General features: G+C 65.8%; 12 protein-coding genes and 1 pseudogene. 10 read left to right on the plus strand and 3 right to left on the minus strand.

Annotation, left to right across the window (positions count from 1 at the left end; all coding sequences use genetic code 11):
* Window positions 1-144 precede the first annotated feature (144 nt).
* The gene (locus G6N53_RS09430) at window positions 145-1,293 is read left to right on the plus strand and encodes a fatty acid desaturase family protein (RefSeq protein WP_163895679.1); all 1,149 of its coding nucleotides are present in this window, start codon (window positions 145-147) and stop codon (window positions 1,291-1,293) included.
* 77 nt (window positions 1,294-1,370) lie between these two features.
* Here the strand turns inward: G6N53_RS09430 and G6N53_RS09435 are convergent, their stop codons facing one another.
* Window positions 1,371-1,973, minus strand: a complete 603-nt coding sequence (locus tag G6N53_RS09435) for a TetR/AcrR family transcriptional regulator (protein WP_205390340.1) — start codon at window positions 1,971-1,973, stop codon at window positions 1,371-1,373.
* 145 nt (window positions 1,974-2,118) lie between these two features.
* Here G6N53_RS09435 and G6N53_RS09440 point away from each other — a divergent pair, with 145 nt between their 5' ends.
* A complete protein-coding gene (locus tag G6N53_RS09440; protein WP_163888239.1) occupies window positions 2,119-3,222 on the plus strand; it encodes a DmpA family aminopeptidase in 1,104 nt (367 codons plus the stop codon).
* Window positions 3,219-4,634, plus strand: a complete 1,416-nt coding sequence (locus G6N53_RS09445) for an APC family permease (protein WP_163888240.1) — start codon at window positions 3,219-3,221, stop codon at window positions 4,632-4,634. The genes G6N53_RS09440 and G6N53_RS09445 overlap by 4 nt, the downstream gene beginning before the upstream one ends.
* 20 nt (window positions 4,635-4,654) lie before the next feature.
* On the opposite strand, the gene G6N53_RS09450 is transcribed toward G6N53_RS09445, so the two are convergent.
* Together G6N53_RS09450 and G6N53_RS09455 are read right to left on the minus strand one after the other, a co-directional pair.
* On the minus strand, window positions 4,655-7,522 hold the full coding sequence (locus G6N53_RS09450) for an MMPL/RND family transporter (RefSeq protein WP_163888241.1): 2,868 nt from the start codon (window positions 7,520-7,522) through the stop codon (window positions 4,655-4,657).
* The gene (locus G6N53_RS09455; RefSeq protein ID WP_163888242.1) at window positions 7,519-7,944 is read right to left on the minus strand and encodes an MmpS family transport accessory protein; all 426 of its coding nucleotides are present in this window, start codon (window positions 7,942-7,944) and stop codon (window positions 7,519-7,521) included. The genes G6N53_RS09450 and G6N53_RS09455 overlap by 4 nt, the downstream gene beginning before the upstream one ends.
* Window positions 7,945-8,034: 90 nt before the next feature.
* Between G6N53_RS09455 and G6N53_RS09460 the strand changes: the two genes are divergently transcribed.
* From G6N53_RS09460 to G6N53_RS09490, 7 genes and pseudogenes are all read left to right on the plus strand, one after another.
* Entirely contained in the window at window positions 8,035-8,700 is a 666-nt protein-coding gene (locus tag G6N53_RS09460) for a TetR/AcrR family transcriptional regulator (RefSeq protein WP_163888243.1), read from the plus strand.
* A 111-nt stretch (window positions 8,701-8,811) separates the two neighbouring features.
* Complete coding sequence (locus tag G6N53_RS09465; protein ID WP_163888244.1) at window positions 8,812-9,690, plus strand: peptidoglycan recognition protein family protein; 879 nt, start codon at window positions 8,812-8,814, stop codon at window positions 9,688-9,690.
* Window positions 9,691-9,800: 110 nt separating this feature from the next.
* Window positions 9,801-10,644, plus strand: a pseudogene (locus G6N53_RS09470) (hypothetical protein).
* A gap of 194 nt (window positions 10,645-10,838) precedes the next feature.
* A complete protein-coding gene (locus G6N53_RS09475; RefSeq protein WP_163888245.1) occupies window positions 10,839-11,606 on the plus strand; it encodes an EspA/EspE family type VII secretion system effector in 768 nt (255 codons plus the stop codon).
* A gap of 40 nt (window positions 11,607-11,646) precedes the next feature.
* Window positions 11,647-11,961, plus strand: coding sequence for an ESX-1 secretion-associated protein (locus tag G6N53_RS09480; protein ID WP_163895683.1), 315 nt, complete (start codon window positions 11,647-11,649; stop codon window positions 11,959-11,961).
* 30 nt (window positions 11,962-11,991) lie between these two features.
* Window positions 11,992-12,501, plus strand: a complete 510-nt coding sequence (locus tag G6N53_RS09485; protein WP_163888246.1) for a hypothetical protein — start codon at window positions 11,992-11,994, stop codon at window positions 12,499-12,501.
* Window positions 12,494-13,906 (plus strand): 9-bladed beta-propeller domain-containing protein, encoded by a 1,413-nt coding sequence (locus G6N53_RS09490; RefSeq protein WP_205390341.1) that lies wholly within the window; start codon window positions 12,494-12,496, stop codon window positions 13,904-13,906. Before G6N53_RS09485 ends, G6N53_RS09490 begins: the two co-directional genes overlap by 8 nt.
* The last annotated feature ends 22 nt before the right edge of the window (window positions 13,907-13,928 follow it).

Consider the following 13,928-nt stretch of genomic DNA (forward strand, 5'->3'; position numbering starts at 1 on the left):
TGCAGATGCTACTGGCGGGTACTCTGAAAGTACCCGCCGATGCGCCCCGTGTTCTCCCGCGAGCAGCGTCGACCGGTCTGCACACACTTCGGTACCAGGGTTGAGATCCACGCCCCTGCGCTGGATCTACACCAAGGATTTGACATCGCTATCACCGACATCGCCCGGTACACCCATCTCAGCGCCACGGACATCAGAAACCTCGGAAGCGAGCTCGACGCGATCCGCAGCGACATCGAGGAGTCCCGCGGGGCGGCCGACGCCACCTACATCCGCCGCACCATCCTGTTCCAGCGCACCCTCGACGTGGCGGCGCGGCTGCTGATCGCCGGTACCCGGTCCAAGGCCGGCTGGGCATTGGGCACCGCCGCGCTCGGCTTCGCGAAGAGCGTCGAGAACATGGAGATCGGCCACAACGTGTCCCACGGCCAGTGGGATTGGATGAACGACCCGGAAATCCACTCGAGCACGTGGGAGTGGGACATGGTCGCGGTCTCGGCGCAGTGGAAGTCCTCGCACAACTACCGCCACCACGTGTTCAGCAACGTGCTCGGCGAGGATGACGACCTCGGGTTCGGCGTGATGCGGGTGACGCCGGATCAGCCGTGGAGCAGGAAGCATCTGTTACAGCCACTGCAGAACCTTTTCCTGGCATTGACTTTCGAATGGGGCATCGCGCTGCACGACGTCGACCTGGCGAAGTCGAATCCCGGACGAGGCCGGGAGTTGAAGTCGTTGATGCGGAAGATCAGGCGCCAAGGCTTCAAGGATTACGTCCTGTGGCCGGTACTGAGCCTGAAGCGCTGGCGCCGGACGCTGGGGGCGAACGCGGTCGCCAACCTGTTGCGCAACCTGTGGGCGTATGTGGTGATCTTCTGCGGGCACTTCCCCGACGGCACCCAGAAGTTCACGCCTGATGTGTTGCAGTCGGAGACCAGGGCGGAGTGGTATCTGCGGCAGATGCTGGGCGCGGCCAATTTCAAGGCCGGCCGCTTCCTGGGGTTCGCCAGCGGCAACCTGTGTTACCAGATCGAGCACCACCTGTTCCCCGACCTGCCGAGCAACCGCCTCGCCGAGATCGCCGACCGGGTGCGGCCGTTGTGCGCGAAGTACGGGCTGCCGTACAACACGGAATCGCTTGTACACCAGTATGGTTCGACGCTCGGAATTATCCACAAGCTGGCATTCCCGGACGGGTTCTTCGGCAAGGATGCCGATGTCGCTGCGATCCGGCCGCGCCGGCGGCGTCAGCAGCGGGTGACGCGTCGCCGCTCAGCGCTGCGCGCCGCCTGACTCTCTGCGTTGAGGCTGCGCTGACGGCGGGGGTCACTCGCACTTCGTCGCCCTGAGCGCAGTCTCAACGCCCCCGTTCACGGCAGCCGCGCCCCGGTCGCCAACTCGGCGTACTGACGCATCAGCCGCAGTGCCGTCCGCCGGTTCATCGCGGGGTCCCGCGCGACGATGCGGTAGCCGAGGTAGTCCTCCATGGCCATCAACGTCATCGCGATGTCGCGCGGCGGGGAACCGAGCGCAAACGCCTTCTGCTTCCGGCCGGCGGTCAGGATCTGGGTGTAGAGGTCCACCTGCCGGTGATAGATGCCCTGCACGTCGCGGCGTTGGTCGAGCTCGAATCCGGCGGCCAGCACGGCACGCCAGATCGCGCGCCACTCGGCATCCTCCGGTCCGGTGGGAAGCCCGGCGGCGATCGTCAGCGCCAGTTGGGCGGCCGGGTCGTCGGTCTCCTCGATGGCGGCGAGCCGGTCGTCGTAGAACCGGACATCGGACCGCAACGCCAGCTCGGAGAGCAGCTGGGTCATGTCCTTGAAGTAGTAGCGCACGGCATTGGTGGTCAGCCCGAGTTCCTCGGCGACATCGGCGAGCCGTAGCGTCGCCAGGTCGTGACGCTCGATCAAAGCGATTGTGGCATCGAGGATCTCAGCTCTTCGCTCGATTTGTCGGTTCGGCCGTCCCACGCGTTGACCACTCCGTTCCCGTCGCCTCGATCCGATGCGAGGTTACCCGCTGATGAACCAATTCTGTCGTTGGGGTTGCGCCGGCCGCAGTCTGGGCGCATTATTTTCCAACTAGGAAAAGAACTAGCTGACCTGGAGGCCCCGAGTGCGGGCGAGAGATCTCGGCATCGTCATCGGCGAACACCCGCCGGGGCCGGACAATGCCATCACCGATGTTGCGGGGGCGGCCGTCGGGCACACCACGCTGCAGGACGACGGCCCGCCCGCGATCCACACCGGCGTCACCGTCGTCGTCCCACACGCGGACATCTGGGCCGAACCGGTTTTCGCGGGCTGTCACCGGCTCAACGGCAGCGGCGAGATGACCGGGCTGGAGTGGATCCGAGAATCCGGCGAGCTCACCTCGGCCATCGGCATCACCAACACCCACAGCGTCGGCGTGGTGCGTGACGCGCTGGTCGCCGCCCAGGTGGACGCCCGCGGCGACGGCATGTACTGGTCGCTGCCCGTGGTGGGGGAGACCTACGACGGGCTGCTCAACGACATCAACGGCCACCACGTGCGAGCTGAACACGTTGCGGCCGCATTGGCCGACGCGCGCGGTGGTCCCGTCGCCGAAGGCGCCGTCGGCGGCGGCACCGGGATGATCTGCCACGGCTTCAAGGGAGGCATCGGGACCTCGTCGCGGGTCACCGAGACCGCCACGGGGAGCTACACGGTCGGGGTGCTGGTGCAGGCCAATCACGGCCGGCGTGAACGCCTCCGGATCAACGGGGTGCCGGTGGGAGAGTTGATCGGCGCCGACGTCGTCCCGTTGCCCGACATGCCGCGGCAGTACGAGCCGGGCTCCGGGTCGATCATTGTGATCGTCGCGACCGACGCCCCGCTGCTGCCGCACCAGTGCACCCGGCTGGCGCAACGAGCGGGGTTGGCGGTCAGCCGGATCGGCGGCACCGGTGAGCAGTACAGCGGTGACCTGATGCTCGCCTTCGCCACCGGCAACCGCGGCATCCCGCCGTACGCGTGGGACGAGGACGCGGCCACACCGCGGCCCGAGATCCCGCTGCGGATGGTCGCACCACAACTGATGACCCGGCTGTTCGACCTGACCATCGAGGCCACCGAAGAGGCGATCGTCAACGCGCTCGTCGCCGCCACCACCGTCACCGGCCGCAACGGCCTGACCGCGCACGCCCTCGACCACCACCTGCTCCAGCAGGCCCTCACCCCCACCCAGGAGTCCCGATGAGCGAACAGACGATCACGGCCCAGGAAGGTCGGCTGCACGGCCGGCTCGGCGTCGTCAGCATCGTGTTCATGGTGGTGGCCGCCGCGGCCCCGCTGACCGTCATCGGCGGCAACATGCCGCTGGGCATGGGACTGGGCAACGGTGCCGGAGCGCCGGTGGGTTTCGCGACCGCCGCGCTGGTGCTGCTGCTGTTCTCGGTCGGTTTTGTCACGATGACGCCGCACGTGCCCGAGGCGGGGGCGTTCTTCTCCTACGTCACCGTCGGCCTCGGCCAGCGGATGGGCAAGGGGATCGCGGTGGTCGCGCTGATCGCCTACACCGCGATCCAGGTCGGGATCTACGGCTACATCGGCTGGGCGATCGGCGACACCGTGAAATTCTACAACGGTCCGGAAATCCCTTGGCCGGTCTATTCGTTCGCGATCATGGCGATCGTCGCGCTGCTGGGCTACCGGCACATCGACCTGTCGGCGAAGGTGCTCGGGGTGGCGCTGGCGCTGGAGATCGGCGTCGTGGTGGTGCTGGATCTGGTGATCGTCGCCGACCCTGGGCCGGCAGGCCTGACGCTGACGTCGTTCACGCCCGAGGTGTTCGCGCAGCCCGGGCTGGGCATCGCGGTGCTGTTCGCGCTGACCGGGTTCATCGGGTTCGAGGCGACCGCGGTGTTCCGCGACGAAGCCCGTGACCCGGAACGCACCATCCCGCGTGCGACCTATGCCGCGGTGCTGATCATCGGGGCGTTCTACGCGGTGACGGCGTGGGCGTTCGTGGTGGCGATCGGTCCAGACCAGGTGACGGCAGTTGCGCAGCAGACCCTCGACGGTGAGGGAAACATGCTGCTGGACACGACGAATGACACGCTGGGGCGGGTCGGACGCGATGTCGTCAACGTGCTGCTGCTGACCAGCCTGTTCGCCTGCGTGCTGTCGTTCCACAACGTGATCGCGCGCTATCAGTTCGTGCTGGCCGGCAAAGGGCTGCTGCCGCAGCGGCTGGCGAAGGTGCACGACACGCACCAGTCGCCGGCGTTCTCGTCGCTGGTGCAGACTGCGACCGCCGCGGTGATCGTCGGCATCTTCGCGGTCCTCGGAATCGACCCGCTGGTAGGGGTTTTCGGGTCGATGGCCGGGGTGGCGACCGTCGGCATGGTGTTGCTGCTGCTCACCACGACGGTGGCCGCTCTGGTGTACTTCCTGCGCCATCCGGACGCCGCCGGCGGGCGGGTGTGGCAGACCCGGATCGCACCGGCGTTGGCCATCCTCGGCCTGCTGGGAAGCCTGTGGCTGGTGCTGTCGAACTTCACGCTGGTGACCGGTGGCAGCGCCGCCTTGAGCACGGTGCTGGCCGCGATCCCGTTCGTCGGCCTGGTGGTCGGCGCGCTGGCGTGGCGCCCGGGCGTTACCTTGCGTTGAGACTGCGCTGACGGCGGGCTCTACTCGAACTTTCCCGCCAAGGCGGCAGTCTCAATGGGGCGAGCGCCGAAGGGCACCGGCCTCGGGCGCATCCGCACGTGCTGCGGCCACCAGAACCACCGCCCGAGCAGCGCGGCGATCGACGGCGTCATGAACGAGCGCACCACAAACGTGTCGAACAGCAGACCCAAACCGATGGTGGTGCCGACCTGCCCGATGACGATCATGTCGGACACCGTCATCGACATCATCGTGAACGCGAACACCATGCCGGCGGCGGTCACCACCGAACCGGTGCCGGCCATCGACCGGATGATGCCGGTGTGCAGCCCGGCGTGCAGCTCCTCCTTCATCCGCGACACCAGCAGCAGGTTGTAGTCGGCGCCGACGGCCAGCAGCACGATCACCGACATCGGCAGCACCATCCAGTGCAGCGGGATCCCGACCAGGTGCTGCCACAACAGCACCGACAGCCCGAACGAGGTACCCAAACTGAGCACCACCGTCCCCACGATCACCGCCGCCGCCACGATGGCCCGCGTCAGTAGCACCATGATCAGGAAGATCAGGATCAGCGCCGCGGTGGCGACGATCAGCAGGTCGTAGTCGGCGCCGTGCTGCATGTCCTTGTACAGCGCCGCGCTGCCGCCGAGGTAGATCGTCGAGCCGGCCAAAGGGGTGCCCTTGACGGCGTCTTCCGCGGCGACCTTCAACGCGTCGATACGCGCGGTGCCCGCCTCGGTCAGCGGGTCTCCCTGGTGGATGATGGTGAACCGCACCGCATGTCCGTCGGGTGACAGGAACAGCTTGATGCCACGCTGGAACTCGGCGGTTTCGAACGCTTCCGGCGGCAGATAGAACGAGTCGTCGTTCTGCGCGGCATCGAACGCCTCACCCATGGCGGTGGCGTTGTCCTGCATCGCCATCGTCTGATCCTGCTGGGCCTTCTGGATCTGGTACTGCGTCAGCATGATCTGCTTCTGGTTCTTCATGGTCTCGATCATCGGGTCCATGAGGGTGACCATCTGCGGCATCAACGCGGCCATCTGCTCGAAATCGGGCACCATCGCGGCGAAGTCGTCCGACATCGAGCCGATCCCGTCGAGGCTCTCGAAGATCGACCGCATCGCCCAGCACACCGGGATGTCGAAACAGTGCGGCTCCCAGTAGAAGTAGTTGCGGATCGGGCGGAAGAAGTCGTCGAAGTTGGCAAGGTCGTCGCGCACGTCGGCGATGGTGGAGCTGGTGTTCTTCATCGACTCCACCATGCGGTTGGTGATCTCCGACATCTCCTGGGTCAACGACTTCATCTTGGTCATCGAGTCGATGGTGACCTGCATGTCGTTCGCCTGCTCGAGGGTGTTGTCGAGCATCTTCTGGATGTAGTCGTTGTTCATGATCTGGCCGGTGCTGTTGGCGCTCAACGTGTACGGAATCGTCGAGTGCTCGATCGGTTTGCCCTCCGGCCGGGTGATGGTCTGCACCTCGGCGATGCCGCGGACGTCGACGAGCGCCTTGGCGATCTTGTCGATCACCAGGAAGTCGGCGGGGTTGCGCAGATCGTGATCGCTTTGCACCATCAGCAGATCGGGGTTCATCGTCGCCGACGAGAAGTGCCGGTCGGCGGCGGCGTAGCCGACGTTGGCGGGGACGTCGTCGGGCAGGTAGAGGCGGTCGTCGTAGATGGTGTGGTAGCCGGGCAGCGCGAGCAGCCCGACCAGACAGGTGACGACCGTGGCGACCAGGATGGCGCCGGGCCAGCGCACGGTGGCCGCGCCGACCCGTCGCCAGCCACGCGAGCGGGTCATCCGCTTGGGTTCGAGGACCCGGCCGAACCGGGTGACCACCGAGATGACCGCCGGTCCCAGCGTGACGGCCGCGGCGACGACGAACGTCATCCCGACCGCCAACGGGATGCCCATCGTCTGGAAGTACGGCAGCCGGGTGAAGTGCAGGCAGAAGGTGGCGCCGGCGATCGTCATCCCGGAGGCCAGGATGACGTGGGCGGTGCCACCGAACATGGTGTAGTAGGCCGACTCTCGGTCCTCGCCGTGGCGGCGGGCCTCCTGGTAGCGGCCGACCAGGAAGATGCCGTAGTCGGTGGCCGCGGCGATGGCCAGCGTCACGACCATGTTGGTGGCGAAGGTGGTGAGCCCGAAGACCTCGTGGTAGCCGAGGAACGACACAATGCCGCGTGCACCCATCAGCCCGAGGAACATCATCCCCGTCACCACCAAAGTGGTGACCACCGAGCGGTAGACGATCAGCAGCATCACGATGATGACGACGAAGGTGACCATCTCGATGGTGCGCATGCTGGCGTCGCCGACCGCGTTCTGGTCGGTGGTGGTGGCCGCCGGTCCGGTCACGTAGGCCTGCACGCCGTCGGGTGCGGGGGTGTCGGCGATGAGAGTTCGTACGGCTTCGACGGATTCGTTGGCCAGCGTCTCGCCCTGGTCGCCGGCGATGTACACCTGGACGTAGGCGGCTTTGTTGTCGTTGCTCTGGGCGCCCGCCGCGGTGAGTGAGTCGCTCCAGAAGTCCTGGACGTGCTGGATGTGGAGGGTGTCGGCGCGCAGGTCGGCGACGATCCGGTCGTAGTACTCGTGGGCAGGGGCGCCGAGGTCTTCCTGGCCTTCGACGACGATCATCACCGAGCTGCTGGTGTCGAACTCCTCGAACACCGAGCCGACTTCCTTGGTCGCGATCATCGCCGGTGCGCTGTTGGGGCTCATCGAGACCGCGCGCATCTTGCCGACGACTTCGAGCTGCGGCACAACAACATTGAGCGCGACGATCAGCGCGACCCAGGCCAGGATGATCGGAACCGCCAGCGTGCGCAGGGTGCGCGGCAGCCAGGGTCGCTTGGTCACCGTGTGTGCGCTCATGCCGACTTCACCACGCAGAAGGTCTGAGCGTTGACGCCGGTGGCGGTGTGTTCCTCCTTGACCTCGCCGTCGACGAGGATGCGGCAGGTGACGGTGCCGCCGTCGCTCTGGGCGAGAATGTTCGCGCTGACCGCGGGCACCGTCGTGCTCAGCGTCAGCGACCACGGCAGGGTGGCGTCCTCGACGCGCTGGGGGATGCCGTCGAGGTCGACGTAGTTGATCAACCCGGTGCTGCCGGTGCCGTACACCTCGTAGGTCACCACCTTCGGGTTGAAGGACTCGGCCTTGGCGGATCCGGCGGGGGTCACCAGCACCGGGTCGGCGCCGAACACCGCGCGCAACTGGCTGACCGTGGCTGCGCCGGCGACGACGGCGACGATGACGAGGACGGGCAGCCACAGGCGCTTGACGAGCGTGGTCACGTAGGCAACCTAACGAGATAAGTGGATAGATGCAATCCAAGTGGACGATATTGATCCACTTTGTGTGTGATGGTCCGTACACTCGGCGGCATGACTGCTGGCGAGTCGCAGACGCCGGGCCTGCGCAAGGACGCCGAGCGCAACCGGCGGCGGATCATCGAGGCCGCCCGCGAGCTCTGTGCCACCCGGGGCCTGGAAGCCACGCTCAACGAGGTGGCGCACCATGCGGGCCTGGGCGTCGGCACGGTGTACCGGCGGTTCCCGACCAAGGAGGCGCTGTTCGAGGCGATCTTCCAGGACGGCCTCGACCAGCTCGTCGCACTCGCCGAGGCCGCGCTGGAGGTCGAGGACTCCTGGGACGGGTTCGCGTGGTTCGTCATGCAGCTGACCGAGATGACGGCCACCGACCGCGGGCTGCGCGAGATCGTCTTCAGCAAGACCTACTGCGGGGGAGGGGTTGACGCCGCCCGCGACCGGCTCGACCCGGTGGTGTCGGCGGTGGTGGAGCGCGCCAAACGCGACGGGTATCTGCGCCCGGAGGTGTCGGCGACCGACATGCCGTTGTGCGGCCTGATGGCGGGCGCGGTCAGCGAGTACTCCGGCGAGGTGTGCGTCGACCTGTGGCGGCGCTACGTCGCGATCCTGTTGCAGGGCATGCGCTGTCAGCGCGGCCAGGAACGACTGCCGGTGGCTGCGTTGACCCAGGACCAACTGCAGACCGCGATGTACACGTGGCCGGCTCCAGGTGCGTCGTAGCTTGCCGCGGTTGACACTGCGCTCAGGGCGGTGGTCACTCGAACTTCTGCGCCCTGTGTGCAGTGTCAACGGCCGGGCGTGGACACTCGGCGCCGGTGACGGGAATCCATCGTGCCGCTGACAGGTCCGTGGCGGGGCGACCCCGTCTGGCTCGCGGACGTGCTGCGCGCTGAGGGTGTCCGCCTCGTCGAGTATCCCGGTTGGCGAAACCGCGGCCACGGCGGCTTCAAGGACATCCGCGGCGTCATGGTGCACCACACCGGATCCAACAGCGCCAGTGCGGCTTCCATCGCTATGGGCAGGCCGGACCTTGCCGGGCCGCTGTCGCAGCTGCACATCGCTCGGAACGGCACGGTGACGGTGGTGGCGGCAGGGGTCGCGTGGCACGCCGGCGTCGGTATGTACCCGTGGCTGCCGACCAACATGGGCAACTGGCACATGATCGGGATCGAATGCGCGAACAGCGGCAGCAGCCCGACGGCGCGACACCGCACGAACTGGCCCGACGCGCAGTATGACGCATTGGTCCGCTGCTGCGCCGCGATCAACCACCGCTTGGCGCAGAACTCCGCGCGGACGATCGGGCACAAGGAGTACGCAGGCCGCTTCCAAGGCAAGTGGGATCCGGGCGCGATCGACATGGAGATCCTGCGCAGCGACATCCAAGCCCGGATCGGCGTCATCGCGGACCCCGCGTCGACACCGAGACCGCCGGTGCCGGTCGGCGAGTACGCGCACATCCTGCTCCACCGCGGCTCCGAGGGGCCACAGGTCGCCGAGCTGCAGCGCCGCCTCAAGTACGCATATCGTTCGTACGCCGGGCATCTCGCGATCGACGGCGTCTACGGCCCGTTAACCGAAGCCGCCGTCAGGGAGTTCCAACGACGCACACCGCGCTTGAAGGTCGACGGTATCGTCGGCCCTGCCACGGCAGCTGCCCTGAACTTGAGGGTGGTGCTGTCCGGTACTGGCGCGGCAACCACTCCTTGAGACTGCGCTGACGGCGGGCTCTTCTCGCACTTCGTCGCCGGGAGTGCAGTCTCAACGGGGGCTGTGGATGGATTCAGCGGCCCGTCGTCTGGAAATGGCACGCTTCCGGCATGGAAGGGGTGTTCCGCGGCAGTGAGGCGTTGGCGCTCGGGGCGCTGACGCGCCACGAGCTGCGGACGAGCTATCGCCGGGTGCTGCCCGACGTGTATGCGGCGAAACGGGCTGAGCTGACGCTGCCGCACCGGGCGGTGGCGGCGTGGCTGTGGTCGGGGCGCAGGGCGGTCATCTCGGGTGTCACGGCGTCGGCGCTGTGGGGTGCGAGGTGGGTCGATGACGATGTGGTGGAGCTGAACTGGCCCAATCACCGAGCGCCGGCCCGGGGTGCGCACCCGCAATGACACCGTGCTGGACGACGAGATCGTCTGCAGAGACGGCCTTCCGGTGACGACGGTGGAGCGGACGGCGTTCGACCTGGCGCGGCGTGGTGTGGAGGGGGTTGCGGTGGCGCGCCTGGACGCACTGGCGAGGGCCACCCACTTCAAGGCCGACGATGTTCTGGATCTGGCGCAACGGCACCCGCACGTGAAGGGTCTTCGGCGGGTGGGCGGAATGCTCGATCTCGTGGACGCGGGGGCGGAGTCGCCGAAGGAATCGTGGCTACGAATGCTGCTGATCAACGCGGCCTACCCGCGGCCAGCCACCCAGATCCCGGTGCTGGGCGCCGATGGGTATCCGCGGTACTACCTCGACATGGGGTGGGAGCAGATCAAGGTCGCGGTGGAGTACCACGGTGAGCACCATCGCGAGGATCCGGTGGCCTACCGCAAGGACATCATCCGGATGGAGTACCTCGCCGGCCTTCGCTGGATCGTGGTGCGGGTGGTCAAAGGGCAGAACAGGAATCAGATCCTGGCGCGGGTCGACCGTGCGGTGCGGTCACGCGGTGGCTTCTGAAGTGCCAATGAGACTGCATCCACGGCGGGGCCTTCTCGCACTTCGTCGCCGAGAGCACAGTCTCAACGGCAGCGCGGGAGCCAAATTGGTGCGCTGACGGTTCCTGACGCTGTTTTATTCTGGACGCCGAGGGGGTGTCCGTCGTCGTGAGTGTGCTCGGGGAAGCGCTCGACTTGTTGCGCCGGTACGGCGACGTGGTCGGGATCAACTGGGACAAAGGCCCCAGCATCCTCGACCGCACCCTGGCTCCCGGCGTTGCCAACCTGGCTGCCTCACCGATACTTGCTGCCGCGCAGCTCACCATTCACGGGATGAAGGCGACGACCGGTTCGGGCGAACCGCAGGACGGGGAAGCTTTCAAGAAGTCCGCGGATCTCTACGAGGAGGCGGGAAACCTGCTGATCGATGCGGCTCCGGTCGAGGACCGTTGGAATGGCACCGCGGCAACGGCCTATGACGACAAGAATGACGATCACCGCCACCTGACACTCGAAGTCGCAGCGGCTGACCAAGAAATGCGCCAGGCACTGAGCCGACTAGCAGCCGAGGTGAAGGCAACCCGTACGGACCTCCAGGACGCCATCGACTTCCTCTCCGACTACGACACTTCGACGGCGTGGATGAACTTCGTACCCGGCGGTGCCGCCGTCAAAGCCGCTTCCGACACAGCAGTGGCGTCGACGCAGCTTGCTGTGGCGCAGGCATCGATCGTGAAACTGGTTGCCGAGTCGACGGTGGTTGCGCACAGCATGAGCGCGCCGTTGAACAGGTACACCGAGGCGGCCAAGCAGGACCTTCTGGATCCGAACGGAGAGTTCGCTTGTGGCGAGCCGTTCGGCGACGAGCGCCGGACCGGACAACTCCCCGAGCGGACCGATCCCAAAGAGCCCTTCGAACTGCCCAAGCCACCTCCGGTCATTTACCCGCCCGCCACACCGTATGAATCGCCGAGACCTCGGTGAGAAAGCGTCCGCAAGAGATGGAGAGAGCTTCGTGTCGAATATGGCAGACAACCTCAAGGTACTCACTGAGCACATCGACGAACTTGCGGCCAAGCAGACCACAGCTGCCGGAAACCTGAAGGTCGCCGGCGAGACGGTCAACGACCTGGCATCGAGCGTGTGGGCCACCCACGGCGTCGTGTGCGCCGCCAGCAATATGGCCGTCGATGCAATCGAGGCTGCTCGTGATGCCGCGGATGCGAAGCTCTGGCGCGTCTCCCACGACCTCTCGGAACGGCTACGGATGGCATCGGCGAACTACAACAACACCGACTGGAGAGCAGGGGAGGAGATCGACCATTCGTGCAAAGCATGACCTCCGTCGATAGACGCAGAAGCTATGTCGATGCAACGTGACGGTATGTGGGATGGCGACGACGCTGACCAGCTATACGAGCAGATAGAGCCCGACGGTGCTGGCTTCGACCTCGGGGAAATCTACACCCCGGTTGCAGACGGCAGCGATGAAACCGGCTGGTGTAGTGCTGATCACGAATACTGTCCAGAATCCGCTGAGGAGTATCCGGAAGTCGCCTTCACTGTCACTAGTCCGTCCGGGGCTCTCTCTGCATCCGCCGGGCTCGGGGGACGCATCCAGCGCATCGATGTGGTCGACGTGTCGAGTTTGGATGAAGTTCAGCTCCGTGAGGAGATCGTCGAACTGGCTCTACTCGCAAGAGAGAAGGCCCGTGCAGCCCAGCATGAGGTCACCGCTGAACTCATGCGCAGACTCGGACAGGATCGCGTAGGGGTGAGCTCATTTCTCCTACATTCCATAGGTCTGCCGACGTTCGAATCTGCAAGTGCCCGGCTGGCAGAGACCTTTGCCATCCGCTACCGCTCAGACGATGACTGAGAACCGTCAGCCCAAGAAGTCCCGGCGCCGTCGTGGAGTCCTCGCCGGAGCGGCAGTTTTCATTGTCGTAGCAGTGGCTGCGACGATGGCCATCACGTGGTGGATCCCGAACTACCGCGTCGACGCTGCGCGGGCATCGTGGCAGCCGCCGCCAGATGCGCTGTTGTCGTCATCGATGCGCGAGAGGCCAGTTCCCGGTTGGCGAACCAACCCCGCTTCGCTTGGATTGCCTCTTGCTGATGACAGCCGTATTGCGGTTAGCGACGACCCCTTCGGCCCGCGGCCGTTCGTCGGTTCGATCGGAACCAGGGCGTACTTCCTGGCCCATAGCGAATCCCGAAACGCCCTGCAGTGGTGGGTGGTCGGGCTGGACGTGTCCAATGGCCGCGCGCTGTTCGACGCCGTTCCGTTCAGCGCGGATGGGCGTCCTCCACAGTGCTTCCTCAACGGACCTGCAGACATCCTGTGCTTGGATCGCTCATCGACTCCCTCGGCATGGGTGATCGACGGACGATCCGGCGCCGTCAGATACAGCGGCCCAACCGATCTTCGAGCGCTCGATGGGGGTCAGTCGGTCCAGCAAGTCGGGATCTACGCCGTAGCGGTTAACTCGGACGAAGGCGTCTTCGGTATCGGCTCTCACGCCGAGAGGACATGGTTCGTCCCGGGGAATGGGCGGTTGAACATCGAACCACAGACAAGGCCGGGGGCGAGTTCGCAGACTCTCACCGCGCAACTCGAGGCCAGTCCCCGCACGTATGCCTCAACCGTCTTCTCCGTCGTAGACGGCCGCGTGATCGAGCCGGAGATCGATAGCGACGTCGCGCTGAAAGACACGAGCTTCTATACCGGTGGATTCGCCGCACAGGTTGCGGAACCTGACGGAACCGTTTCGGGGATTGTCTTCTTCGACGAGTCTGGAAGACGTCTTGGCGAGCACAACGGAGTGCATGTTGTCTACGCGGACCAGCCTGTGGATCTACCTGTCGTTTCGGCAGAATCAGATGATCAGCGGGTTGTGTATTCCGCCCAGGGCAAGAAACTGATCGAAGTCTCGGACGGCACGATCCACCTCGTCGAGACCACGCTGATGGTCAACCTGGCCGACAGTGCAGCGTTTCCCGAGTGGCAGCAATACAACATGCGCGACGGCTCCCCAGGCCCGGTCTGCGAGTTTCCGATGGGTCACTACCTCGGCCATGACGGAAGCGCCCTGATTTTCGAGTTCAACCACGACAACGGAGACGTGCTCGCTTCTGGCCGCGACCTCAACACCTGCGAGAGATTGTGGTCGATATCGAAACAACCGGAAGCGCTCGACCGAATCTTTCGAGTCGACGGCACAATCATCCATTTGACCAACGAGGGAGCCGAACTCACCTCGCTGGTGGCCCCGGGCAATTGAGGTCCAATTGCCGAGTACCCGA

This window comes from Mycolicibacterium hippocampi (genome assembly GCF_010723735.1).
GTDB classification, from domain to species: domain Bacteria; phylum Actinomycetota; class Actinomycetes; order Mycobacteriales; family Mycobacteriaceae; genus Mycobacterium; species Mycobacterium hippocampi.